The organism is Hylemonella sp. W303a (assembly GCF_046452315.1).
Taxonomy (GTDB): domain Bacteria; phylum Pseudomonadota; class Gammaproteobacteria; order Burkholderiales; family Burkholderiaceae_C; genus Hylemonella.
The window spans coordinates 1-24,473 of the sequence record NZ_JBKFDG010000009.1 but is presented as its reverse complement, the minus strand read 5'-3'; the positions used below and the strand labels follow the sequence as shown (position 1 = coordinate 24,473).

Below are 24,473 nucleotides of genomic sequence, written 5' to 3'. Positions count from 1 at the left end.
CGCGGAGGCGCCTCGTGAGCGGCTGGCTGTGCATCGCAGGTCTGGGCCCGGGCAGCGAGGCGCTGGTGACGCCCGAGGTGCGTGATGTCTTGGCCGAGGCCACGGATGTGCTGGGCTACATCCCCTACGTGGCCCGCGTGGCGCCGCGCTCGGGCCTGACCCTGCACCCCTCCGACAATCGGCAGGAGTTGGACCGCGCCCGTGCCGCGCTCGCACTCGCCGCCGCGGGCGGTCGGGTGGTGGTGGTGTCGTCCGGCGATCCCGGGGTGTTCGCCATGGCCTGTGCCGTGTTCGAGGTCATGGAAGGGCGCCCCGACTGGCAAGCGCTGGACGTGCGGGTGCTGCCCGGCATCACCGCCATGCTGGCCGCCGCGGCGCGGGCTGGCGCGCCGCTGGGTCACGACTTCTGCACCCTCAACCTCAGCGACAACCTCAAGCCCTGGGCCTTGATCGAAAAACGATTGCGCGCGGCGCTGGGGGCCGACATGGCCATCGCTTGCTATAACCCGCGCTCGGCCAGTCGTCCACACGGCTTCGAGCATACGCTGCAGGTGCTGCGCGAGACCTGCGAACCCGACCGCTTGCTCGTGTTCGCGCGCGCCGTCACCACGCCAAACGAACATCTGGTTTGTGTGCCCTTGGCCGAGGCGCGGGCGGACATGGCGGACATGCGCACCCTGGTCATCGTTGGCAGTTCGACCACGCGCCGCGTGGGGCGCTTTGTCTACACCCCCCGTTCGGTGGTGGGGGAGTGCGCATGAACGTCCGACACCCCCAGCCACTGCAAGGCCTGCGCGACCGAGGCGGCGACGGGGCGCGAGGCAATGACCGGCCGATCGATCAGGATCACCGGGCAGCCGCGCAGGCGCGCAGCGTCCAACTTGGCTTGCGCGCCCTGGCCCCCCGAGTTCTTCGCCACCACATGGGTGATGCCGTGGCGTTCGAGCAGGGCCAGGTCCTGGGCCAAGGTGTAGGGGCCGCGGTCCAGCACCACGGCGCCGCGTTCCGAGGGCACATCAAATCCTGGGTCCACCAGGCGCAGCAGATACCAATGCTGGCCCACGTCCAAAAAGGGCTGAAGGTGCTGGCGGCCGATGGCCAGGAACACCCGCGCTGGTTCGATGGGCAGCGCGGCCACGGCGCGCGCCAAATCGGAGACGTGATGCCAGCGGTCCCCCGGCTGCGCTTGCCAGGCGGGCCGTTCCAGGGCCAGCAGCGGCAGCGCCAGATCGGTGCAAGCTCGCACCGCGTTACCGCTCATCTGCGCGGCGAACGGGTGGGTGGCGTCGATCACGTGGGTAATGCCTGCGCGTCGCAGATAGTCGATCAGCCCCGCCACGCCGCCGAAGCCGCCCACGCGGGTGGGCAGCGGCTGCTTCATGGGCGTCTCGGTGCGGCCCGCGTAGGAAAACACCGCGTCCACCCGCGCCACGGCCAAGGCCTGGGCCAGCAGGCTGGCCTCGGTGGTGCCGCCCAGCAGGAGAACGCGTCGCATGGCTGAAGCTTGGTTGTCGATCATCGGCATGGGGGAAGAGGGGCTGGCGGGGCTCAGCGATGGTAGCCGCGCCGCGCTCGCCTCTGCCCGCCACGTGTTTGGGGGGGCGCGTCACCTGGCGCTGGCCGGTGTCGCGGCGCGTGGCATTCCCTGGAACGTGCCGTTTGACGTGGCGCCGGTGTTGGCCCTGCGTGGGCAAGCGGTGGCGGTGCTGGCCTCGGGCGATCCGTTTTGGTTTGGCGCGGGGGGCAGTTTGACGCCGCACTTGGACGCGGGCGAATGGGTGGCCTACCCGGCGCCATCCACTTTTTCGCTCGCGGCGGCGGCGCTGGGCTGGCGGCTGGAAACGCTGACCTGCCTGGGCTTGCACGCGCTGCCGCTGACGGCGGTGCGGCCGAGCTTGCGGCGCGGCCAACGCCTGATTTGCTTGGTGCGCGATGGCGAGGCCCTGCTTGCCCTGGCCCAGATGGTCTGCGATCACGGGTTCGGTGCCAGCCCTGGCTGGGCCCTGGAGCGTCTGGGCGGCCCGCACGAACGCATCCAGCGTTTCCGTCTGGACACCCCCGATCTGCCTGCGCTGCAAGCACCCGTGGCTTTGGCGCTGGACCTGCATGAGGGTCCGCCCGGCCTGCCCGCCAGTGCGGGCCTGCCCGATGAATGGTTCGTCCATGACGGGCAAATCACCAAGTCGCCGGTGCGGGCGCTGACCCTGCGCGCGTTGGCGCCACGCCCCGGCGAATGCCTGTGGGATCTGGGGGCGGGCTCGGGGTCCGTTTCCGTGGAATGGTGCCTGGCCGGTGGGGTGGCGCATGCGGTGGAGCGTTCGCCCTCACGGGTCGCCAACATCCACCGCAACGCCGAGCAACTGGGCGTGCCGCACCGCCTGCGGGTGCACCACGCGGATTCGCTCGACGTCTTGACCACGCTGCCCGCCGCCGACGCGGTGTTCGTGGGGGGCGGTCTGGACGTCCCCCTGTTCGACGCCTTGCGGGCCGTGTTGCGGCCGGGGTGTCGTTTGGTCGCCAACAGCGTGACCCTGGAAACCGAGACCTTGCTGACACAGTGGCACGAGCGACACGGTGGCGACCTGTTGCAGGTGTCGCTGGCCCAAGCCCAGCCCTTGGGCAGCTTGCGCGGCTGGCAGCCCGCGCGCCCCGTCGTGCAGTGGAGTGTGGTGCTGTGAACGACGTGACCAACCCGGTGATCGCTGGAATCGGCCTGCGTCAGCGCGCGAGCGTTCAGGCCTTGCAGCAGGTGCTTTCCGCGGCCCTGGCGGCGGCGCAACAGCGCGGCTCGGCCGTGTCGCTGGCTGCGCTGGCCAGCGCAGCCGACAAATGCCAGCACCCGGCCTTGCTGCAACTGGCCCGTGAATGGGGGCTGCCCTTGCATGCGGTGGCGCTCGAACGCTTGCACATGCAGCAGGCGCGACCCAGTGCGCAGGTGCCCGAACGCTATGGCGCGCGCAGCGTGGCCGAAGCCTCGGCGTTGGCCGTGGCGGGCCCCGGCGCGGTGCTGGCCTGCGTTCGGCAGGTCAGCGCCGACGGGACCGCGACCGCCGCCATCGCCTTTCCTTCTTCCGAACACCTGATGCCATGACCGTCCACTTCATCGGCGCCGGACCCGGTGCCCCCGATTTGCTCACCCTGCGGGGCCGCGACCTCATCGCCGCCAGCCCGGTGTGCCTGTACGCGGGATCGCTCGTGCCCGAAGGCGTGCTCGCCCATTGCCCGCCCGGCGCGCGCATCGTCAACACCGCGCCCCTGTCGCTGGACCAGATCGTGCAAGAGATCCAACACGCCCACGCGCGCGGTCAGGACGTGGCTCGGCTGCACTCGGGTGATCTGTCCGTCTGGTCGGCCATGGGGGAGCAGCTGCGGGCCTTGCGCGAGGCGGGCATCCCCTACACCGTCACGCCGGGGGTGCCCTCGTTCGCCGCGGCCGCGGCCACGTTGGGTGCCGAGTTGACCTTGCCTGGCATGAGCCAGTCGGTGGTGCTCACGCGCACCAGCGGGCGGGCCTCTCCCATGCCCGAAGGAGAGGCGCTGGCGAACTTCGCGCGCACCGGCGCCACGCTGGCGATCCACCTGTCCGTCCATGTGTTGCGGCAGGTGGTGCAAGACTTGCTGCCGCACTACGGCGCCGACTGCCCGGTGGCCGTGGTCTGGCGCGCCAGCTGGCCGGACGAACGCGTGGTGCAGGGGACGCTCGCCACCATCGAAGCCGCCATGGACGAGGGCATCGACCGCACCGCGCTGATTTTGGTGGGGCGCAATCTGGGCGCGGCCGATTTCGGCCACAGCCGCCTCTACGCGGCGGACTACGACCGACGCTACCGTCCCATTGGCGCAGCGCCACGTTTCCCGGAGTCTGGCGCATGAAGGTTCACCTCAGCCTGATCGGCATGGGCACGGGCAACCCCGACCACATCACCCGGCAAGGCATGGCCGAACTGCGGCGGGCGCAGCTGGTGTTGGTGCCCCGCAAGGGGGACGACAAGGCCGATCTGGCCGAGGTGCGCCTGGCCCTGTGCCGCGAACTGCTGCCGCCCGAGGGCACGATGGTCGCTAACTTCGAGATGCCGGTGCGCGAAGGCGGCCAGACCGATTACCTGGGGGCCGTGAACCGTTGGCACGACGCGATTGCCCAGGCTTGGCTGGACGCCATCCAGCAGCACTTGCCCGCAGGCGGCGCCGTGGCCTTGTTGGTCTGGGGCGACCCCTCGCTGTACGACAGCAGCTTGCGCATCGCCCAGCGCCTGGCCTTGAGGATGGATTTGTCAGTCTCCCTGGTGCCCGGCATCACCGCGCTCCAAGCCTTGACGGCCGCGCACGCCATCCCGCTCAACGAAATCAACGCCTCGGTGCTGATCACCACGGGGCGCCAATTGCGTGCCAGTGGCTGGCCTGCCTGCGCGGACACCGTGGCCGTGCTGCTCGATGGGCAAGCGTCATTCCAAGACCTGAACGCGGATGGCCTGCACATCTGGTGGGGCGCGTTCCTGGGCATGCCCGATCAGCTCTGCGTCAGTGGCCCGCTGGCCGAGGTGTCCGCTACCATCATGCGCGAGCGGGAGCAGGCGCGCGCGCGGCATGGCTGGGTCATGGACACTTACTTGCTCAGGCGCGAACGCGCCATCGTTGAACACCATGCAGATTGAATCTCCCCCCATCCATCGCGACACCCCCAAGCCCCAGGGCGAGCGCCGTGGCCTGGTGCTCGTGCATACCGGCAGCGGCAAGGGCAAGAGCACGGCCGCCTTTGGCCTGGCGCTGCGCGCGCACGGTCGCGGCAAGGCCGTCAAGGTGTATCAGTTCATGAAAGTGCCCACGGCGCGCTTCGGCGAGCACCGCTTGTTCGAGCAACTGGGCATCCCGATCGTGGGCCTGGGCGATGGTTTCAGCTGGAAGAGCCGTGACCTGGACCACTCGGCCCAGCTTGCGCAGGACGGCTGGGCCAAGGCCGAGGCCACGGTCCGCGCGGGCGAGCATTTCATGGTGGTGCTGGACGAGATCATGTACCCGCTGCGTTACGGCTGGATTGAACTCGAGGCCGTCCTGACCTGCCTGCGCGAGCGTCCGGCCCATGTGCACGTGGTGCTGACGGGACGCAATGCGCCCGCCGAGCTGATCGAGTTGGCCGACACGGTGACCGAGATGACGCTCATCAAGCACCACTTCAACGCGGGGGTCCCAGCGCAACGTGGCATCGAGGACTAGGCCCGCCAGCGCGATGCCGTCCAGCATGTCTCCCGACCTTGTTCCACCGACGCCGCGCTGCCTGGCCCCCGCCCAAGCGTCGCGTTGACTGAACCCGAATTTTTTCTTCAAGGACTTCTTTCATGCCATCCCGAAAAATCCCCGCCACCATCGTCACCGGCTTCCTGGGCAGCGGCAAGACCACGCTGCTGCGCCACTTGCTGGCCAACGCCCAGGGCCGACGCATCGCGGTCATCGTCAACGAGTTTGGCGAGCTGGGCATCGACGGCGAAATCATGCGCGGCTGCGGCATCGGCTGCGACGAGAACGGTGACGACAACGGCCAGCTGTTCGAGCTGGCCAATGGCTGCCTGTGCTGCACCGTGCAGGAAGAGTTCGCGCCCGTGATGGAGATGCTGGCGGCGCGGCGCGACCAGATCGATCACCTCGTGATCGAGACCTCGGGCCTGGCCTTGCCCAAGCCCCTTGTGCAGGCCTTCCAGTGGCCCGCCTTGCGCAACGCGTTCACGGTGGACGCCGTCGTCACCGTGGTCGATGCGCCCGCAGTCGCGGCGGGCGATTTCGCCGACGACCCCGTGGCCGTGGACGCCCAGCGCCGCGCCGACGAGAACCTGGACCACGACTCGCCGCTGCACGAGCTGTTCGAAGACCAACTGGCCACGGCCGATCTGGTGGTGGTGCACAAGACGGACGGGGTGAGCGCGGCCGAACTGGCGACCGTGGAAGCAGCCATCCGCGCCGAGACCCTGCCTGGCGTGAAGCTGGTGCATGCGCAGCACGGCCGTGTGGACATCGACGTGCTGCTGGGCCTGCAACGCGCGGTGGAAGACCAGATCGACCAGCGCAAGACCCACCACGACGAGGAAGAAGATCACGACCACGATGCGTTCGATTCGGCCCAGGTTGCCCTGGACGTGCCCGACCGCGAGCGCTTGCTGGCGGCGCTGCGCGATCTGGTGGCGCGTCACGAGATCTACCGCGTCAAGGGCTTCGTGGCCTTGCCCGGCGCGGCCATGCGTCTGGTGGTGCAGGGCGTGGGCGGCCGATTTGACAGTTACTTCGACCGACCCTGGGGCTTTGGCGAGAACCGCCAATCGCGCCTGGTGCTGATCGGTTCCGAGTTGGACGAAGCGGTGTTGCAAGCCGAACTGGAAGCGGCGCTGGCCTTGCCTGCAAGCTCACCCGTGACCGCCTGAACCTGCGCGACACGACGACCTGGAGCTCGCCCATGCATCTGCTTTCCACCCGCCCAGGCGGCCACGTCGACGACGGTGGTCAGGGTGTGGTGCGCGTGGCGCAAACGCCCGGCGACATCGTGGTGCTCAGCGCGGCCGATACGACGCTGGCCCTGTTGTCCGACGCGGCGCGGGCCTTGCCCGACGATTTTCCGACCGTGCGCCTGGCCAATCTCATGTGGCTGCGCCAGCCCGCTTCGGTCGATCTGTACGTGGACGAGGTGCTGCGGCACGCGCGCGTGGTGGTGATCGACCACCTGGGCGCCGCCGCCGACTGGGCCTACCTGGTCGAGCGGGCGCAGGAGCAGGCCCGCGCCCAAGGGCAATGGCTGGCCTTGTTTTCAGGTGACTTTGGCGAAGACCTGCAACTGCTGATGCGCAGCACGGCCTCGCACGAAGACTGCCGCCATCTGTGGCGCTGCCTGCGCGAAGGCGGGCCTGACCACGCGCGCAGCTTCTTCACCTTGATTGGCCATGCCGCTTTTGGTCGAGGTGCTCGGCCCGCCGCCCCGGCCGCGTTGCCGCCTGCGCTGGTGGTCCCGCCCCAGGGCGCGGCGGCGGATCTGCTCTGGCGCGTCGGGGCACCCGTGGCCTTGCTGGTGTACTACCGCGCGCACTGGCAGTCCGGCAACACGGCGGTGTTCGAGGCCTTGCAGGCCGCTTTGTCCGCGCAGGGGCTCAACAGCGTGGCCGTGGCCGTGGATTCGCTCAAGAACCCCGCCAGCCTGGCCTTGCTGCGCGAGGTGGCGAGGGCGCATCGTGTTGGCGTGGTGCTCAATGCCACCAGTTTTGCGCTGAGCAGCCTGGATGCGGGGGACGGCGACAGCCCGCTGGGCAACTTGGCCGAAGCGCTGGCGGGCGATGCCCCGGTGCTGCAGCTCATCACCGCGGGCTGCGGACAAGATCAGTGGCAGGCCGATCCGCACGGTCTGAGCCCGCGTGACCTGGCCATGCAGGTGGTGCTGCCCGAGGTGGACGGGCGCATCGTCACGCGTGCCATCAGCTTCAAGGGCCTGGCCTGGCGTTGCGAGCGCACCGAGGTGGACGTGGCGCGTTACCAAGCCGAGCCCGAGCGCATCGCCTTCGTGGCCGAACTCGCGCGCCGCTGGTGCGCGCTGCGCGACAAGCCGAACGCGGACAAGCGCGTGGCCCTCATCCTCGCCAACTATCCGAACGACGACGCGCGCCTGGCCAATGGCGTGGGCCTGGACACGCCCGCGTCCACCGTGGCCTTGTTGCGCGCCATGCAGGAGGCGGGCTATGCCACCGGTGATGTGCCCGACAGCGGCGACGCGCTGATCGCCGCCCTGGTAGCGGGCGTGACCAACGACCTGGACGCCAACGACGCCCGACCCGCCGGGCAGAGCCTGTCCATGGCCGACTACGTGAACGACTTCAACCGCCTGGACGCGGCCAGCCGCGAAGCGGTCAACGCCCTGTGGGGCGCGCCCGAGGACGACCCGATGGTGCGCGGCGGCCGTTTCATGGTCGCTGGCCTGCGCCTGGGGCAGGTGTTCGTGGGCATCCAACCCGCGCGCGGGCGCGATCTGGATTTGGTCGCCAGCTACCACGATGCCGACCTGGTGCCCCCGCACAACTACCTGGCCTTTTACTTCTGGCTGCGCCGCCAGTTCGCGGTGGACGCCGTGGTGCACGTGGGCAAGCACGGCAACCTGGAATGGCTGCCGGGCAAGAGCGTGGCCCTGGGCGCGGCCTGCTGGCCCGACGCCCTGCTGGGCCCGCTGCCGCATCTCTACCCCTTCATCGTCAACGACCCGGGCGAGGGCAGCCAAGCCAAGCGCCGCGCGCAGGCCGTCATCATCGACCACCTGATGCCCGCACTGACCCGCGCCGAGACCTACGGGCCCTTGCACACGCTCGAGCGGCAGATGGACGAGTACTACGAGGCCCTGTCGCTGGACCCGCGACGCGCCCGACTGCTGCGCGCCGGCCTCCTTGAGCACGTACTGCGCGAGGGTCTGCACGCCGATCTGGGCTTTGCCGAGCCTGTTGATGACGCGGGTCGCGAGGCGCTGCTGCAACGCCTGGACGCCTACCTCTGCGAGATCAAGGAATCTCAGATCCGCGACGGTCTGCACATCCTGGGCAGCTCACCGCAAGGCCGGCAGCGCGTCGACACCCTGGTGGCCCTGGCGCGTTTTCCCGCGGGCTCGGCGCCTGGACAACTCAGCCTGCTGCAGGCCTTGGCGCGCGATCTGGGCCTGGAGGGCGTGGACGGTTTCCAAGCGCTCAACCCCGACTGGGCCACCCCTTGGCAAGGGCCACGCCCGGCCGTGCTGCAAGCCCTGAGCAACGACGCCTGGCGCCACGCTGGCCACACGCGCGAGCGCTTGGAGCTGCTGGCGCGCGAGCTGGTGCAGCGCCACGTGCTGGACGATGCGCAGGCCACGACCGATGCCGAAGTCGGTTCGCAGGCCTGGCCCCACGCCGCCCCCGTGTTGCAGCGCCTGCGCGCCGTGCTGCGCCCGCGCCTGGACGCCTGCGGCCCGCAGGAGATCGCGCAGTGCTTGGCGGGCTTGGCCGGGCGACATGTGCCGGCCGGGCCCAGCGGTGCGCCTTCACGCGGCCGGTCTGACGTGCTTCCCACCGGGCGCAACTTCTATTCGGTGGACACGCGCGCCGTGCCCACGCAGACGGCCTATGCCATGGGCGCCGTCGCGGCCGAGCGCTTGATCGAACGCCATCTGCAAGACCATGGTGTGATGCCGGGGCAGGTGGGCCTCTCGGTCTGGGGCACCAGCACCATGCGCACGGGCGGCGAGGACATCGCCCAGGCCTTTGCCTTGCTGGGCGTGCGGCCCAAGTGGGCGGCGGGCAGCAGCCGGGTGGTGGACATCGAAGTGCTGCCCATGGCCGTGCGCAACCGCCCGCGCGTGGACGTGACGCTGCGCGTCTCGGGCTTTTTCCGCGACGCCTTTCCCAATGTGATCGACCTGTTCGACACCGCCGTGCGCGCGGTCGCCGCCATCGCGGAAGACGACGAGCCCGATGACGTGAACCCCATCCGCGCCCGCGTGCGGCGCGAGGCCGCGCAGGCCCAGCTCCAGCAGGGCCTGGACGCCGAGGCGGCGCATCGGCAGGCCACTTGGCGGGTGTTCGGCCCGCGGCCCGGAGGGTACGGCGCCGGTTTGCAGGAGTTGATGGCCAGCGGTCGCTGGAACGACGGTGCTGACCTGGCCCAGGCTTATTTGCGCGCCGGTGCCTTTGCCTATGGGCGAGGCCAGGGGCCCGACCAGGAAGGCCAGGGCGGCGGCCACGGTGTGCCCGCGCGCGCCAGCTTCGAGCAGCGCCTGGCCGGCCTGGATGCGGTCCTGCACAACCAGGACAACCGCGAACATGACGTGCTGGACTCGGACGACTACTACCAGTTCCAGGGCGGCATGGCCGTGGCCGTCGCCCAGCTCGCGGGCCAGGCCGCCGCGCTCTACCACGGTGACTTCAGCGTGCCCGGCGCCCCGCGCATCCGCAGCCTGGGCGAAGAGGTGGCGCGCGTGGTGCGTTCGCGCGCCGTCAATCCCAAGTGGCTGGAAGGCGTGCGCCGCCATGGCTACAAGGGCGCGTTCGAAATGGCGGCCACGGTGGACTACCTCTTTGCCTTCGACGCCACCACCGGCGTGGTGGGTGACCACCAGTACGCGCTGGTGGCCGAGGCCTATTTGCACGACGACACCAACCGCGACTTCCTGCAGCAGCACAACCCCGGTGCCCTGCGCAGCATCGGCGAGCGCCTCTTGGAAGCCATGGAGCGCGGCCTGTGGGCCGAGCCCGGTGAACACCGCGCGCGCATCGAAGACCATTTGCTGGCGCTGGAGCGCCGGCTCGAAGAACACGGAGCAGGACCTTTGCCATGACAAGCTTTCATCCATCCTCGTCCTCCCCCCTGGCCGGGACCGAAGCCGCTGCCGCGCTGCGCCCGACGTTCCCCTTCACCGCGCTGATCGGCCAGCCGCGGCTGCAATTGGCGCTGCAACTGGCCGCCATCGACCCGGGCATCGGCGGCGTGCTGATCAGCGGCCCGCGCGGCACGGCCAAGTCCACGGCGGCCCGCGCGCTCGCCGCCTTGCTGCCCGGCGCGCCTTTTGTGACCCTGCCCCTGGCCGCCAGCTTGGAGCAAGTGGTGGGCACGCTCAATGTCGAGGACGTGCTGCGCGACGGCCACGTGCGACTGGCGCCGGGCCTGGTCGCCCGCGCCCACGGCGGCGTGCTCTACGTGGACGAGGTCAACCTGTTGCCCGACGCCCTGGTGGACGCCTTGCTGGACGTGGCCGCCAGCGGCGTGAACACGGTGGAGCGCGACGGCATCTCCCAGCAGCATGCCGCGCGCTTCGTGCTGGTGGGCACCATGAACCCGGAGGAGGGCGATCTGCGCCCGCAACTGCTGGACCGCTTTGGCCTCTCCGTGACGCTGGACAACCCGGCGGACGCGCAACAGCGTGCCGCCATCCTGCGCGCGCGCCTGGATTTCGACGCGCACCCGGCCGCGCTCATCGCTCAGCATGCGGCGCGGCAGCAGGCCTTGAGCGACACCTTGGTTGCCGCCCGGGCGGCTTTGCCGCGACTGGCCTGGTCGGACGAGGTGCTGCGCCATGCCGCCGACCACGCGCTGCAGGCGGGCGTGGATGGCGTGCGCGCCGACCTGGTCATGCTGCGCGCCGCGCGCGCACTGGCCGCGCTGCAAGCCCGTGACGCGGTGACGGCCGCCGATGTGGACGCGGTGGCCGAATTCGCCTTGGCGCACCGCAGGCTGGGCTCCTTCGATTCCAGCAGCACGGATGAACGCGGCGGTGCGGGAACGCAGGCGCAGGGCTCGGCCACGGCGCCCTCCCGGCAGACCTCTGCCGCGTCCACGCGCTCACCCACGCTTTCAGCTTCACCGACCCTGACCGCTTCCGCGCCACCCCGCCAGCCGCAGCCGGGCTCAGGCAACGCGGCGGGCACTCCCGGCGGGGGCTCCAGCCCCCAGCCGGATGGCGACTGGGGCGCCTTGCCCGCCCAGCCGGTGGGCATGGTCGCGGCGCCGCGCCTCGCGGGGTGGCCCGCAAAAAAAGCCTAGGCCACCCCGACCGCCCAAGCCCAGGAGGGGCGGGCGGGCGGCGGTGGCCTCCCTCCACACCACGGCTTGCTCGACCTCGCGCGAGCGAGCCCATGCGCGGCGCGGACATTCCCAGTGCCCCGATCGCCTGGCTGCCGACCTTGCTGGCCAAGGGCCCCGTGCCCTTGCAACGCGAGCACCTGCGCCGTCACCCGCACACCGCGCGTGCCATGCGGCTGCACTGCATCGTGCTCGACACCTCCGGCTCCATGCAGCGGCAAGGCCGACTGGCCCGGGCCAAGGGGCAAGTGGCCGCCTTGCTGGAGCAGGCCGCGCGCCAGCGGGACGACGTGGCCGTGCTGTGCTTTGGCGGTCAGGGGGTGGAGCTGCTGATGCCGCCCGGGCCGGCGCGCTCGTCGGCCCGCCAGCGTCTGCGGCCCTTGGGCGGCGGCGGGGGCACGCCCTTGGCACGCGCGCTGTCGGAGGCGGATCGTCTGCTGCAAGCAGCCTCGCGCACCCCCGCCTCATCCCGTGCCGCCTTGGGCAAAGGGTCCGGCGCCGGACGCGCGAGAGCGATCGAAGGCTGGCTCTGGCTGCTCAGCGACGGCCGCACGCTGGAGCAGCCCCGCCCACCCCGCGCCGCGCGGCACGTGGTCATCGTGGACTTCGACGACCCGCTCAAGCCCGCAGGCCGCTGCGCCGCCTGGGCCGAGGCCTGGGGCGCCCGCTACCTGCGCCCGGAATATGGCGCAAACGCCGCGCAGCCCGTCACCCCTGCGCACCTCCTGAACTGAATGCCAGACCTGACCTCACCATGACCGCAACCCCCAGTCCCGAGCCGAGCCTGAGCGGCCGTCTCACGCCCAACACCTCCCTGAACGCCGGGGCGCAGGGCGCGATTCACGCAGCGAGTGCCACGACCACGATGACCAAGGTGACAGACACGACCCGGGCGACACCGACCTCCGCCACCGAAATCGTGGTCTGCACCACTTGCCGCCCTGCGGGGGTTCCCCGCGACCAGACCGCGCCGGGTCAGTTGCTCTATGAGGCCGTGCAGGCCGCGCTCGCGTTGGGCGCAGCCGGGCAGGGCGATGCGGGACTTGGCGCGCAGACCACGGCAGCGTCCGCAGCGGGTTCGACCCCAGGCCTCAAGCTGCGCGGCCTGGCCTGCATGAGCGGCTGTGACCGGGCCTGCACGGTGGCCTTGCAGGCGCCGGGCAAGTTCAGCTACTACTTTGGTGATCTGAGCGCGGACGTCGAGACCGCCGCGCAACTCATCGCCTGCGCGCAACTGCACCAAGCCAGCACCGATGGCACCTTGCTGCGCAACGCACGGCCCGAGCGCCTGCGCAGTGGCATCCTGGCCCGCCTGCCTGCCGTGGAGCCCGCGACCCCATGAGCACGTTGCTCCCGCAGCTGGTGGGTGGCGCGCAGGGCGACGCGTGGGGTGACCTGCTGGGCGTCGTGCTGTGCTGCGCCCTGGTGGTCTGGGTCGCCCTGGTGGTGGATCGCTGCTGGGGCGAACCCCGTGCGCGCCTGCACCCGGTCGTGTGGATGGGCCGCTACCTGGGCTGGGCAGGGGCGCTGGTGCAGCGCCACGCGGTGCAGCAGCCTGGGCAGGTGGACTGGCCCGCCTTCTGGCGCGCGGCCGGCGCGTGGTGCCTGGGGGCGGCCTGGGTTTGCGCCGCCGCCTGGGGCCTGCAGTCGGCCGTGTTCCTGTTGCCGTGGTGGGGCGCGGTGGTGTGGCTGGGCGTGCTGCTCAAGCCGCTGCTGGCCTGGGCCTTGCTGCGCAGTGAGGTTGAGGCCGTCGAGGCGGCGCTCGGCCAATCGCTGGACGCGGGTCGCGAGCGCCTGCGCTGGCTGGTCAGCCGCGACGTCGCGCCGCTGGGCGACACCCAGGTGCGCGAAAGCGCCATCGAGACCTTGGCCGAGAACCTCAATGACTCGGTGGTGGCGCCCCTGTTCTGGTTCGCTCTGTTCGGTCTGCCAGGCGCCGCGCTTTACCGCTTCGCCAACACGGCCGACGCGATGTGGGGCTACCCCGGGCTCTACCAGGGCCGCAACTGGGCCTGGGCTGGCAAGTGGGCGGCGCGCGCGGACGATGTGCTGAGCTGGGTGCCAGCACGCATCACGGCGGTCTTGCTCCTGCTGGCCGCAGGCGTGCGCGGCCTGGCCCAAGCAGGGCGACTGCCTGTCCAGGCCCGTCAGACGCCATCGCCCAACAGCGGTTGGCCCATGGCGGCCATGGCCCTCGCTTTGGATGTGCGCCTGAGCAAGCCCGGTGTCTATGCCTTGCACCCGCAGGGCCGCGCACCCCAGTCCGAGGACACCGCGCGCGCCGTGCGCTTGGCGGGGAGTGCACTGCTGGCCTGGGCGCTGCTCGTGCCCCTCCTGTCCGCGTTCGGTGCGCTCAGCATGGGGGGAGGGCTGTGGCCTTGAACACCGCTGCCGACATGCCTGTGAATGTGCATGGCGGGCCGGACGCCTTGGGCGTGCCGACCCACGACTTTTCCACCAACGCCAATGCCTGCGGGCCTTGCCCCAGCGCGTTGGCCGCCGTGCGGGACGCTGATGCCGCGCATTACCCGGACCCCAGCTACCTTGCGCTGCGACGAGGGCTGGCCGAGTTCCATGGCGTGGCACCCGAGCGGGTCGTGCTGGCTGCCAGCGCCAGCGAGTTCATCCACCGCGTCAGTGCCTGGGTGGCACAACACGGTCCGCGCAGCGTCTGCCTGCCCGAACACAGTTACCGCGACTACGCGGCGGCCGCCCAGGCCTGGGGTTTGCGCCCGGTTCCATCGCCCCGCGACGCGGGCCTGAGTTGGGCCTGCGAGCCCTCCAGCCCGCTGGGCCAGGCGCAGCAAGGCCTGGACGCCCTCGTGCATGAGTCGCCCCTGTGCGTGCTGGACCGGGCCTACGAGCCGCTGCGTCTGGAAGGCGCGCCCAGCTTGCACGCGCGTGAACTGGACTCAGTCTGGCAACTCTGGTCGCCCAACAAAGCGCTGGGGCTGACGGGCGTGCGCGCGGCTTATGTGATCGCGCCGCAGGATGCTGTTCGAGCCGATCACGCTGGCGCGGCCGTGGCCCAGCTCGAGGCCTTGTGCCCGTCCTGGCCGCTGGGCGCGCACGGCGTGGCGCTCTTGCACGCTTGGACGCACGCCGAGACGCAAGACTGGCTGCGGGCCAGCTTGCGCACCTTGCAGGGCTGGAAGATGCGGCAGATGAATCTGTGCACGGCGCTGGGGTGGCGCTGCGCGCCCAGCCTCGCCAATTTCTTCTGCGCCGACACGGGTTTGTCGGCCGCCGCGCTGGCGCCCGTGTTGCAGGCCTTGCGCGCGCGTGGCATCAAGCTGCGTGATGCCGCGTCCTTCGGTTTGCCGGGTTGGGTGCGCCTGGGTGTGCTCGCGCCCGAGTCCCAAGATGCCTTGCACGAGGCTTGGCTTGCGCTGGCGCCGGTGCCATCTTCACCCAAGCTGCATGAGCGCGCACACGAAGGGAAGGTGCAACGATGAACGTTCCGAAACGCGCGCGAGCGGTCATGGTGCTGGGCACCACCAGCGGCGCGGGCAAAAGCTGGCTCACCACCGCCTTGTGCCGCCACTACACGCGCCTGGGGCTGAAGGTGGCGCCCTTCAAGGCGCAGAACATGAGCAACAACGCGCGGGTCGTCGCCGCACCGATGCGCTCGGCGCAGCCTCAGCTTGCCAGCGGGCTCTCGGGCGCAACGCGCCCTCCGACGGTCGATGCGCAGTCTGCTTCTGTTGGCGGGGATTCGCTCGTCATGCCGTGGGGGCAGGGCGGCGGCGAAATTGGCTCGGCCCAATATTTCCAGGCCTTGGCCGCGCGCGCCGAACCCGAGGTGCGCATGAACCCGCTGTTGCTCAAGCCGGAGCGTGACACGCACAGCCAGGTCGTGCTGTTGGGCCAGGTCGATGAAGCCCTCACGCGTTTGGGTTGGCGCGGGCGCAGCGAGAAGGTCTGGCCGACGGTGGCGCGCGCGCTTGACGAGCTGATGGCAGAGAACGATGTTGTGGTGATCGAGGGCGCGGGCTCACCGGCCGAGATCAACCTGATGGACAGTGACATCGTGAACCTGCGTGTCGCGCGCCATGCGCAGGCGCGTTGCCTGCTGGTCACCGACATTGACCGGGGTGGGGCCTTCGCGCATCTCTATGGCACCTGGGCCTTGCTGCCCGAGGCGGACCGCGCGCTGATCCGCGGTTTCGTGCTCAATAAGTTTCGGGGCGATGCGAAGCTGCTCGCGCCCGGCCCTCAGCAATTGCAGGAACTCACGGGCGTGCCCACCGTCGCCACCTTGCCGATGTGGTGGCAGCACGGCCTGCCTGAAGAAGACGGTGTGTTTGACATGACCCCCACGCTCGGCACGGGCGTGTCCTCGCTGCCCCCCGAGGGGGCCCTCGTGCCTTGGGGCGGCCCGGCGGCGCTCGACCGTCGCTCTGGCGGCGGTGCGATCCACACCCGCATCGCGGTGGTGGCTTATCCGCGCATCAGCAACCTGGACGAGTTCCAGCCGCTCAAAAACGTGCCCGGCGTGGCACTGCGGTGGGCCCGCAGCCCGGCCGATCTGGTGGAGGTGGACTGCATCATCCTGCCGGGCTCCAAGCACACCAGCGGCGACCTGGCCTGGCTGCGTGCCCAAGGCCTGGACCGCGCCATCGCCGCGCACGCGGCGCAGGGCAAGGCGGTGCTGGGCGTCTGCGGTGGCTTGCAGATGCTGGGCGAGGCGCTGATCGACACCCATGGCATCGATGGCAACGCGCCTGGCCTGGGCCTCTTGCCCTTGGTCACGGCCTTTGAGCCGGCCAAGACGGTGCGGCGCACGGCCGCGCGTTTCGGCCCGGCCCGCGGTGCCTGGGCCGCCTTGTCGGGCGTGGGTGTGCAGGGCTACGAGATCCACCATGGCCAGACCGCGCAACACCCCGCCATGGCCGCCGCAGGCAACGTGGCCTTCGAATTGATGCCCGGCCTGGCCTGGCAGAACGCCGCGGGCAATGTGCTGGGCGTCTACCTGCATGGCTTGTTCGAAGACCCGGCCGTGCTGCAAGCCCTGTTCGGCGCCCAAGTGCCCACGCTGGAAAGCGTGTTCGAGCGCATGGCCGATTTCATCGCCACCCATTTCGAGCCCGGCGTCTTGGACACGCTGGTGGCCGAGTGAAGCTTTTTCCAACCCACTGATCCACCATGACTTTGCGTTTTGACATCCCCGCTGTGGCTGACCTGCACGACGCCACGCTCGCCGCGCGCTTGCAACACAAGATCGACCAGAAGACCAAGCCCTTGGGCTCGCTCGGACGCCTCGAAACCTTGGCTTTGCAGCTTGGCCTCATCCTGGGCAGCGAGACCCCCGAGTTGCGCGCGCCGCAGATGCTGGTCTGCGCGGGCGACCACGGCCTGGCCGCGCGCGGCGTGTCGGCCTTTCCCAGCGACGTGACCTGGCAGATGGTGGAGAACTTCCTGGCCGGTGGCGCTTGCGTCAGCGTGCTCGCGCGCCAGCACGGCATCGCGCTCACCGTGGCGGACTGCGGCGTGCGCCATGACTTCGCGCCGCGACCGGGGCTCGTCGATGCGAAAGTCGCGCCCGGCACGGCCGACGCGCTCAGCGGTCCGGCCATGACGGCCGAACAGTGCGCGTTGGCCCTCGGCAATGGCGCGCGCATCGTCAAGGCCCTGCCTGGCAATGCGCTGCTGCTCGGCGAGATGGGCATCGGCAATACCTCGGCCGCCTCGCTGCTGCTGGCGCGGCTGGGCGGGCTCGACATCGCCGATTGCACGGGCGCGGGCACGGGCCTGGACGCGGCGGCCGTGGCGCGCAAGACCGAGGTGCTGCGCGAGGTCTTGCTCAAACACCCGCAGGCGCAGGCGCCGCTGGAGGTGCTCGCGGCCTTCGGGGGCTTCGAAATCGCCACGCTGGCGGGCGCGGTGCTGCAAGCCGCGGCCGAGCGCCGGGTGATCGTGGTCGACGGTTTCATCGCCAGCGCCGCCGTGCTCGTGGCCACCCGCCTCAACGCGCAACAGGCGTCGGCCGTGCTGCAGCGCTGCGTCTTCGCGCACCGCTCGGGCGAGCGCGGCCATGCGCTGCTGCTGGCCCAGCTCCAGGCCCAACCGCTGCTGGACCTGGGCCTGCGCCTGGGTGAGGGCTCGGGCGCGGCCCTGGCCTGGCCGCTGCTGGTGTCGGCCTGTGCCGTGCTGCGCGAGATGGCCAGTTTCGAATCGGCGGGCGTTTCCGAGAAAAACGTCTGAACCAGGCGCTGGAGCCGCGACATGAACTTCGTCCGCCATTACCTGCTGGCCCTGCAGTTCTTCACCCGCGTTCCCGTCACCGGGCCACTCGCGGCCTGGGTGGGCTACAGCCCGGAGATGCTGCGCAAGTCGGCTGCGCATTTCCCTGGCGTGGGCTGGCCGGTGGGTTTGCTGGCCGCGCTTTTGTACGCCGTTCTGGCCTGGGCGCTGCCCGACAGCGGCTACGCGCCCCTGGTCGCGGCGGTGCTGGTGACGGTGTTCACGGTCTTGCTGACCGGCGCTTTCCACGAGGACGGCCTGGCCGATGTGGCCGATGGCCTGGGCGGGACGCAGGACCGTGAGCGCGCCTTGGACATCATGAAGGATTCGCGCGTGGGCGCCTTTGGTGTGCTGGCCGTGGTGTTGGCCTTGGTGAGCAAGGTGGCGCTGTTGGCCCTGCTGGGCGACGCCGATCTTGCCCTGGCCTGTGGCGCCTTGTTCTACGCCCATGTGCTCACGCGCTACTTGCCGCTGTGGCTGATTCGCCTGCTGCCGCACGTGGGCGACACGGCGCGCTCCAAGTCCAAACCCTTGGCGGACCAGATCAGCGCGGGCAGCCTGGCCGTGGCCACGTTGTGGACGGTGGCCGCCATCGCGCTGGCGGGCTGGTGGTTGCCGCAGGGCTGGTTCTGGTTCGCTGGCACGGCGGCGAGCCTGCTGGCGGCGCTCTGGATGGGGCGTCTTTTCTCAAGGCGGCTCCAGGGTTACACGGGCGACTGCCTGGGCGCGACGCAACAGGTGTGTGAAATCGCCTGCTACCTCGGTCTGGCGCTGAGTTTGACCTGGATTCCATGAAGCTCTGGCTGGTCCGCCACGCGCCGCCCTTGATCGCGTCCGGTGTCTGCTACGGCGCCAGCGACGTCGAGGCCGATGCCGAACGCACGGCGGACTGCGCGGCGCGGCTGGCGGCTGAGTTGCCGCGCGGTCTCAGGATCCACTGCTCGCCCTTGAGGCGCTGCACCCAACTCGCGCAGGTGCTGTGCACGCTGCGCCCCGATCTGCACCTGCGGCAGGACGCCCGATTGCGGGAAATGGATTTTGGGCGTTGGGAGGGCGTGCGCTGGGACGACATCCCTCGCGCGGCGTATGACGCCTGGACGGCCCACTTCGCCACCGAGCGCTTTGGTGGCCATGAGAGTGCCAATGAGCTCTTGCAACGTGTGGCCGCCGCGCGCGCGGACGTTCAGGCGGCGGGGCAGGACGCTGTGTGGGTCACGCACGCAGGCGTGCTGCGTGCCATGACCGTGCTGAAAGAGGGACTGACGCGCTTGGAGCGCGCCGACCAGTGGCCCAAGGCCGTGGCGGGCTGGGGGGAGTGGCAGACCGTCACGCTGTAGCGCATGGGTGCCAGGTCGGCGCCGGCCTGGGCCTGCTCACGCGGCCCCCGGTCTCTCAGCGCTTCGGCTCTTGGGGGCTTCAGCCTTTCAGCCCCAAACTTCCTGCGCCGTCTCGACGACCAGCCGCAGCTTCTTGCGCTGGTCTTCCACCGCGATGTTGTTGCCGTGCACGGTGCTGGAGAAGCCGCACTGCGGGCTCAGGGCCAGTTGGTCGAGGTCGGCGTACTGGCTGGCTTCTTCGATGCGGCGCTTGAGCGCGTCCTTGGTTTCCAGTTGGCCGAACTTGGTGGTCACCAGACCCAGCACCACGATCTTGCCCTTGGACAGGTAGCGCAGCGGGCGGAAGTCACCCGAGCGGTCGTCGTCGTATTCGAGGAAGAAGGCGTCGAGGTTCATTTCCTTGAGCAGGGCCTCGGCCACGGGCTCGTAGTTGCCCGCCGCCGCGTGCGTGCTCTTGAAGTTGCCGCGGCACAGGTGCATGGCCAGGGTCATGCCCGCAGGCTTCTTCGCGACGACCTTGTTGATGAACCAGGCGTAGCGGTGGGGCAATTCGTTGGGGTCGTCACCGCGCTGACGCGCGGCTTCGCGCATGCGCTCGTCGCACAGGTAGGCCAGGTTGGTGTCGTCCATCTGCACGTAGCGGCAGCCGGCGTCGTAGAGCGATTGCAACTCTTCGCCGTAGGCCTGGGCCACGTCGTCGTAGAACACCGGGTCGAGTTCGGGGTAGGCGTCCTTGCTGATGCCCGCGCGGCCACCACGGAAGTGCAGCATGGTCGGGCTGGGGATGGTGACCTTGGGGGTCATGCCCGCCGCGACTTGGCTCTTGAGGTACTCAAAGTCGGCGCGCTGGATGTCCTTGACGTGCTTGACCTTGTCCACCACGCGGATCACTGGGGGCGCCAGTTCTTCCGTGCCGTCGGGCTTCTTGATCGTCACGGGCACGTCGGTTTTCACGCCGCCGAGTTGTTCCAGGAAGTCAATGTGAAAGTAGGTGCGGCGGAACTCGCCGTCGGTGATGGACTGCAGGCCCACGTCCTGTTGGAACTTCACGATCTCGGTGATGGCCCGGTCCTCCACCGCGCGCAACTGGGCCGCGCTGATGGACTTCTTGACGAAGAATTGCTCGCGCGCTTCCAGCAGGTACTGCGGGCGCAGGAAGCTGCCGACGTGGTCGGCGCGAAACGGTGGGGTGGTGCGTAGTGTCACGGTGAGGTCTCCTGTGGGTGCGACGATTGGGGTAATGAATGACTGTACGGTAATCGGGGGGCTTGGCTGCTCGGGGAACTCCTAGGACTTTGGGAAGAAGGTCAGTGTGGGCGCGACCGTGACCGGCTTCAGGCCACGGCCACGAACACCAGCGTGCCCGTGGTGCAGTGCCTGCGCTCGCCGGTGGTGGGGGATTCGGCCCACATGTCCACGTGCACGTGGATGGAGCGCCGTCCCGTCGCGATCACGGTGGCCGTCACCTCCACCACGTCGCCCACGTGGGCGGGGGCCTTGAAGTCCAGCTTCTCGCTGCTGGCCATGACGATGGCGCGACGCATGCGCCGGGTGGCGGCCGCGAATCCGGCCTTGGCCATCCACTCCATGGCCGGGCCACCGTGCAGCATGCCGCGGTGGTTGGCATGGCCCGGGAAGACAATCTCCGCGACCATGGCGCTGGCCTTGCCGCTGTCGGTGAACACCGGGGGCTTGGAGGGGTAGGGCGCCTGCGCGGGCACAGGGGGGGTGCTGGCCGCTGCGGTCGCCGTGGTCTCGGCCTGGCGGACCATGACGAACTCGCCCGACAGGCACTCGGTGCGCGTGCCGCTGAGCAGGTCTTCGGCCACCAGGCGCGTGCCCACGGTGACGGATCGCTTGCCCTGGCGCAGCACCTGCGCGCTGCATTCCACCAAGTGGCCCGCGGGCGCGGGGGCGGCGAAGTTCAGATCGCTCACCGAGGCGGTGACGACCGAGCCCCGCAAGGCCTTGCTGCCCACGATGAAGGCCAGCCGGTCCAGCATCGACAAGGCCGCGCCGCCGAACAGCGTGCCGTGGTGGTTGGATTGGTCGGGCCAGACCATGTCGATGACCACCATGGGTGGCGTGGTGGGGCCCGAAAGCAGTTCAGGATCAGTGGTTGCGGATGACAAGGCGTACTCCGATGGCGCGTGGACACACCCCGTCCCATGCAGCATCACATCGCTCCGTGGCAGGTCTCCTGGCTATCGGGTCCTCACCCGATGCGGCCTTCCCGGCGCGTGGCCAGTGGCGGAGGGCATCGGATTCGCCGATCACAGTTGCGGGGGCAGCCGCAGCGCGGGGTGGGTGAACCACCCTCCGCTGCTGTTCCCTTTTCATTCCTGCGCTGGGCAGGAAACCGCGGGGCGGGCGCAGTGTATACGAAGCAGGGTTGGCCACGGCTCGTGCCGTATCGGTCTCAGCGCGTGCCGTCTAGGTCTCGCACAGCCAGGGTGCACGGCGTGCAGCCACGGAAATGCATTGCTTCCACGCTTGCGCGCCTGGGCCGCAAGTACCATGACGACCCGGAGCCCGCGACATGACCACCCCTAACCTCACCATCACCGAAATCAAGGCCTTCGTGCCCGCCAAGGACTTCGCGCTGTCCAAGCGCTTCTACGCCGACCTGGGGTTTCAACAGAAGTCCGAAGGCGGCGGCGTAGCCTACTTCGCGCATGGCCCACACGCCTTCTTGCTGCAGGACTACTACAACCAGGCCTTCGCCGAGAACCTGGCCCTCCACCTGCTGGTGCAGGACGTTCAGGCCTGGAGCCGCCATGTGGCCGAGCGCTGCATCGCCGAGCGCTACGGCGTGCGCGTGACTGCGCTCACTGAGCAACCCTGGGGCATCACCGATTTCACGGTCACCGACCCCTGCGGCGTGTGCTGGACCATAGGCCAGAACACGCCCGGCTTCGCGGCGGTCGGACGGCTGGACTCGGCCTGAACGGCGTCTCCATCGGCGTGTTGCGTGGTCCTCTCGGGCCATCGCGCTGCCAGCGCCTCGGCCGCCGCCTTGCTCTTGCAGCACAATTGCCCGGTGCTTCCCCGTCTTTTCATCCTGTTGCTCTGGCGTGTCCTCGCGGTCGTCTGCGTGGCGCTGGGCGTCATCGGCGCCTTCCTGCCCGTGATGCCCACCGTGGTGTTCCTGCTCGTCGCCGCTTGGGCCGCGGGCAAGGGCTGGCCGCAGCTGGAGGTCTGGCTGCTCACGCACCCGCGTCATGGCGCCTCCATCCGGGCCTGGCGCGAACGGGGCGCGGTTCCGCGACGTGCCAAGTGGCTAGCCTCCTTGATGATGGGGGTGAGCAGCGTGGCCCTCGCGGCCTCGCCCCTGGCCCTGTGGTGGCGCATCGGCTTGCCGCTGGGCATGGGCTGCGTCGCGCTGTGGTTGTGGACCCGGCCGGAGGTGTGAGGTTGCTCGACGACCCCGGTTGGGGCGCGGTTCAGCCCCTGGCCCCATGAGGGCTTGCCGCCCTGATTGGCTTCAGGCAGCATGCGAAGCCTCATGCGACGCTTGCTGACTTTGATCCCCCGTTGGGCCCCGTCCCGCGCCAAGGCGCTGGGCTGGATCTCCCTCTTGCTCCTCGTGGCCGGTTGTTCGACGCTGCAGTTTGGCTACGGCCAACTGCCGCGCCTGGCGGCCTGGCAAATGGACAGTTACTTCGACCTGGACCGCGCGCAAAGCCGCCAGCTGGATGCCGCCTTGGCCGAGCTGCACGCTTGGCATCGCCGCGAGGAACTGCCGCGCGTGCGCGCCGTGCTGGTCCGTGCCGACACGCTGTGGGGTGAGCCCGCCAGCGGGCGGGACGTCACCGTCGAGGAATTGAACGCCATCGAGCGCGAGGCCATCGCGGCCCTGAATCGCGTCTTGGTGCGCGCCGAGCCCCTGGCTCAGCCCTTGTTGGCGAGCCTGCGTCCGGCGCAATGGGAGCATCTGCGCGCGAAGCAGCGCAAGCGCCTGGACGAATGGCTGGAGGAAGAGGGCGATCCCGAGGAGCGCGGGGACCGTTTCGTCGACAACCTGGAGCGCTGGTTGGGCAGCCTGGAGCGCCCCTTGCGCAAGATGGCGCGCGCCGAGGCGGCACGGTGGCCGGTGCAGGATCGCGAGGCCCTGCGTCAGACCTGGGAGGCTCGCCAGCAGCGCGTCGTCGACGCGCTACGTGCAGTGGCCCAAGGTCAGCGCGAGCAGGGCCTGGCCGTCCTGTCAGCCTCGCTGTCCGAGCCGATCGATCCCGCCTTGAGCATGGCCATGCGAGCGTCCGTGCTGCGCGTGCTCAATGCCGCCACGCCCGCGCAACGCGCCCAAGCCCGTGAACGCTGGGCACACTGGCGCGAAGATTTGCGGCAACTGGAATCGGTGCAAACCGCGCAGGCCACCCCCTGAGCCTGGACCGTTTCAAAAGACCAGCCTGGATTGGTTCTTGACCTCTTCCATCACGGCGTAGGTGCGGGTCTCGCGCACCCCCGGCAACTGCCAGAGCACGGTGCCCGCGAACTCCCGGTAGGCCGCCATGTCGGCCACGCGGGTCTTGAGCAGGTAGTCGAAGCCGCCCGCCACCATGTGGCATTCCATGATCTCGTCGCGCACCTGCACCGCCGCCTTGAACTGCTCGAACACATTGGGCGTGGTGCGGTCCAGCAGCACCTCCACGAAAACCAGCATGCCCCGGCCGAGCTTCAAGGGGTTGAGCCGTGCTTCGTAGCCCAGGATGTAGCCCTCGCGCGTCAGTCGCTGGGTGCGCGCGAGCACGGCCGTGGGCGAGAGCCCCACGGTCTCGGCCAGCTTGAGGTTGGACAGGCGGCCATCGGTCTGTAGCAGGTGCAGGATGCGCCGGTCGATGCGGTCCAGGGAGTCGTCGGGTTCCAAATTTTTCTCTATGCGTCGGGGCCTATTTGGTGAATTATTCACCATGAAAGCGCGGAATATCGCGGCGATTTCTACTTTCAACCCTATCGCCACGAGTTTTCCCATGCGCCTGCCCACCCCTTACCGAGCCGAAGCCGACATCCTGGCCCAGCGCCTGCAGACCCTGGTCCACCACCTCGACTGGGCCGCCGCCGCACGCGTGGCTGCACCCTGGGTGCAGGCCGTGCGCGAGAACCCGCCGCCCTTCTGGGCCATGGAAAGTCTGCTCAAGGAGTACCCCATCTCCAGCGCCGAGGGCCTGGCGTTGATGCGCCTGGCCGAGGCGCTGTTGCGCGTGCCCGACGCTGAAACCGCGATCGCGCTCACCGCGGACCAACTGGGACGAGCCGAATTCGACGCTGCAGGTCAGCCCGCGTTGGCACGCTTGTCGTCCAGCGCCATGGGCCTGGCCAAGCAATTCCTGCCGC

At 69.7% G+C, this 24,473-nt stretch carries 24 protein-coding genes, 1 pseudogene and 1 riboswitch; of the genes and pseudogenes, 21 read left to right on the top strand and 4 right to left on the bottom strand.

What is annotated here, in order from left to right; all coding sequences use genetic code 11:
* The first annotated feature begins 14 nt into the window (after positions 1-14).
* Positions 15-761: a precorrin-3B C(17)-methyltransferase gene (gene cobJ / locus ACLBKS_RS15475; RefSeq protein WP_410193703.1), complete on the top strand. Its 747-nt coding sequence runs from the start codon at positions 15-17 to the stop codon at positions 759-761.
* On the opposite strand, the gene ACLBKS_RS15470 is transcribed toward cobJ, so the two are convergent.
* Positions 725-1,495, bottom strand: coding sequence for a cobalt-precorrin-6A reductase (locus tag ACLBKS_RS15470; RefSeq protein WP_410193702.1), 771 nt, complete (start codon positions 1,493-1,495; stop codon positions 725-727). The genes cobJ and ACLBKS_RS15470 overlap by 37 nt on opposite strands.
* Between ACLBKS_RS15470 and cbiT the strand changes: the two genes are divergently transcribed.
* From cbiT to ACLBKS_RS15390, 16 genes are all read left to right on the top strand, one after another.
* Positions 1,494-2,678 carry a precorrin-6Y C5,15-methyltransferase (decarboxylating) subunit CbiT gene (gene cbiT / locus ACLBKS_RS15465; protein ID WP_410193701.1) on the top strand — a complete coding sequence of 395 codons (1,185 nt, stop codon included), beginning with the start codon at positions 1,494-1,496 and terminating at the stop codon, positions 2,676-2,678. The two genes, ACLBKS_RS15470 and cbiT, sit on opposite strands and share 2 nt — an antisense overlap.
* Positions 2,675-3,091 (top strand): cobalamin biosynthesis protein, encoded by a 417-nt coding sequence (locus ACLBKS_RS15460; protein WP_410193700.1) that lies wholly within the window; start codon positions 2,675-2,677, stop codon positions 3,089-3,091. The genes cbiT and ACLBKS_RS15460 overlap by 4 nt, the downstream gene beginning before the upstream one ends.
* Positions 3,088-3,873: a precorrin-4 C(11)-methyltransferase gene (gene cobM / locus ACLBKS_RS15455; protein WP_410193699.1), complete on the top strand. Its 786-nt coding sequence runs from the start codon at positions 3,088-3,090 to the stop codon at positions 3,871-3,873. Before ACLBKS_RS15460 ends, cobM begins: the two co-directional genes overlap by 4 nt.
* Positions 3,870-4,652, top strand: coding sequence for a precorrin-6A synthase (deacetylating) (gene cobF, locus ACLBKS_RS15450; protein ID WP_410193698.1), 783 nt, complete (start codon positions 3,870-3,872; stop codon positions 4,650-4,652). The genes cobM and cobF overlap by 4 nt, the downstream gene beginning before the upstream one ends.
* The gene (gene cobO / locus ACLBKS_RS15445) at positions 4,642-5,211 is read left to right on the top strand and encodes a cob(I)yrinic acid a,c-diamide adenosyltransferase (RefSeq protein WP_410193697.1); all 570 of its coding nucleotides are present in this window, start codon (positions 4,642-4,644) and stop codon (positions 5,209-5,211) included. Before cobF ends, cobO begins: the two co-directional genes overlap by 11 nt.
* 122 nt (positions 5,212-5,333) lie before the next feature.
* Positions 5,334-6,407 (top strand): cobalamin biosynthesis protein CobW, encoded by a 1,074-nt coding sequence (gene cobW / locus ACLBKS_RS15440; protein ID WP_410193696.1) that lies wholly within the window; start codon positions 5,334-5,336, stop codon positions 6,405-6,407.
* Between the two features lie 32 nt (positions 6,408-6,439).
* A complete protein-coding gene (gene cobN / locus ACLBKS_RS15435) occupies positions 6,440-10,318 on the top strand; it encodes a cobaltochelatase subunit CobN (protein WP_410193695.1) in 3,879 nt (1,292 codons plus the stop codon).
* Positions 10,315-11,520 carry an ATP-binding protein gene (locus ACLBKS_RS15430; protein WP_410193694.1) on the top strand — a complete coding sequence of 402 codons (1,206 nt, stop codon included), beginning with the start codon at positions 10,315-10,317 and terminating at the stop codon, positions 11,518-11,520. Before cobN ends, ACLBKS_RS15430 begins: the two co-directional genes overlap by 4 nt.
* Before the next feature lie 92 nt (positions 11,521-11,612).
* A complete protein-coding gene (locus ACLBKS_RS15425; protein ID WP_410193693.1) occupies positions 11,613-12,293 on the top strand; it encodes a vWA domain-containing protein in 681 nt (226 codons plus the stop codon).
* Between the two features lie 20 nt (positions 12,294-12,313).
* A complete protein-coding gene (locus ACLBKS_RS15420) occupies positions 12,314-12,901 on the top strand; it encodes a DUF1636 family protein (protein ID WP_410193692.1) in 588 nt (195 codons plus the stop codon).
* The gene (gene cbiB, locus ACLBKS_RS15415) at positions 12,898-13,941 is read left to right on the top strand and encodes an adenosylcobinamide-phosphate synthase CbiB (RefSeq protein WP_410193691.1); all 1,044 of its coding nucleotides are present in this window, start codon (positions 12,898-12,900) and stop codon (positions 13,939-13,941) included. Before ACLBKS_RS15420 ends, cbiB begins: the two co-directional genes overlap by 4 nt.
* A gap of 14 nt (positions 13,942-13,955) precedes the next feature.
* Positions 13,956-15,014 (top strand): aminotransferase class I/II-fold pyridoxal phosphate-dependent enzyme, encoded by a 1,059-nt coding sequence (locus ACLBKS_RS15410; protein WP_410193749.1) that lies wholly within the window; start codon positions 13,956-13,958, stop codon positions 15,012-15,014.
* Complete coding sequence (locus tag ACLBKS_RS15405; protein WP_410193690.1) at positions 15,011-16,678, top strand: cobyric acid synthase; 1,668 nt, start codon at positions 15,011-15,013, stop codon at positions 16,676-16,678. The genes ACLBKS_RS15410 and ACLBKS_RS15405 overlap by 4 nt, the downstream gene beginning before the upstream one ends.
* Before the next feature lie 26 nt (positions 16,679-16,704).
* Entirely contained in the window at positions 16,705-17,763 is a 1,059-nt protein-coding gene (cobT, locus tag ACLBKS_RS15400; protein ID WP_410193689.1) for a nicotinate-nucleotide--dimethylbenzimidazole phosphoribosyltransferase, read from the top strand.
* A gap of 21 nt (positions 17,764-17,784) precedes the next feature.
* Positions 17,785-18,597, top strand: a complete 813-nt coding sequence (locus tag ACLBKS_RS15395; RefSeq protein ID WP_410193688.1) for an adenosylcobinamide-GDP ribazoletransferase — start codon at positions 17,785-17,787, stop codon at positions 18,595-18,597.
* Entirely contained in the window at positions 18,594-19,139 is a 546-nt protein-coding gene (locus tag ACLBKS_RS15390) for a histidine phosphatase family protein (protein ID WP_410193687.1), read from the top strand. Before ACLBKS_RS15395 ends, ACLBKS_RS15390 begins: the two co-directional genes overlap by 4 nt.
* Before the next feature lie 87 nt (positions 19,140-19,226).
* Here the strand turns inward: ACLBKS_RS15390 and ACLBKS_RS15385 are convergent, their stop codons facing one another.
* Together ACLBKS_RS15385 and ACLBKS_RS15380 are read right to left on the bottom strand one after the other, a co-directional pair.
* Positions 19,227-20,345 carry a 5-methyltetrahydropteroyltriglutamate--homocysteine S-methyltransferase gene (locus ACLBKS_RS15385; RefSeq protein ID WP_410193686.1) on the bottom strand — a complete coding sequence of 373 codons (1,119 nt, stop codon included), beginning with the start codon at positions 20,343-20,345 and terminating at the stop codon, positions 19,227-19,229.
* A gap of 128 nt (positions 20,346-20,473) precedes the next feature.
* Positions 20,474-21,271, bottom strand: a complete 798-nt coding sequence (locus ACLBKS_RS15380; RefSeq protein ID WP_410193685.1) for an acyl-CoA thioesterase — start codon at positions 21,269-21,271, stop codon at positions 20,474-20,476.
* A gap of 40 nt (positions 21,272-21,311) precedes the next feature.
* A riboswitch (cobalamin riboswitch) is annotated at positions 21,312-21,518 on the bottom strand.
* 160 nt (positions 21,519-21,678) lie between these two features.
* Here ACLBKS_RS15380 and ACLBKS_RS15375 point away from each other — a divergent pair.
* From ACLBKS_RS15375 to ACLBKS_RS15365, 3 genes are all read left to right on the top strand, one after another.
* Positions 21,679-22,086, top strand: a complete 408-nt coding sequence (locus tag ACLBKS_RS15375; RefSeq protein ID WP_410193684.1) for a VOC family protein — start codon at positions 21,679-21,681, stop codon at positions 22,084-22,086.
* A 93-nt stretch (positions 22,087-22,179) separates the two neighbouring features.
* Positions 22,180-22,551, top strand: coding sequence for a YbaN family protein (locus tag ACLBKS_RS15370; RefSeq protein ID WP_410193683.1), 372 nt, complete (start codon positions 22,180-22,182; stop codon positions 22,549-22,551).
* Between the two features lie 93 nt (positions 22,552-22,644).
* Positions 22,645-23,523: a DUF6279 family lipoprotein gene (locus ACLBKS_RS15365; RefSeq protein ID WP_410193682.1), complete on the top strand. Its 879-nt coding sequence runs from the start codon at positions 22,645-22,647 to the stop codon at positions 23,521-23,523.
* Between the two features lie 12 nt (positions 23,524-23,535).
* Here the strand turns inward: ACLBKS_RS15365 and ACLBKS_RS15360 are convergent, their stop codons facing one another.
* Positions 23,536-24,006: an Lrp/AsnC ligand binding domain-containing protein gene (locus tag ACLBKS_RS15360; RefSeq protein ID WP_410193681.1), complete on the bottom strand. Its 471-nt coding sequence runs from the start codon at positions 24,004-24,006 to the stop codon at positions 23,536-23,538.
* A gap of 103 nt (positions 24,007-24,109) precedes the next feature.
* On the opposite strand from ACLBKS_RS15360, the pseudogene ACLBKS_RS15355 reads away from it, so the two are divergent.
* Positions 24,110-24,473: pseudogene (locus tag ACLBKS_RS15355) on the top strand (bifunctional proline dehydrogenase/L-glutamate gamma-semialdehyde dehydrogenase); the annotation flags it as partial.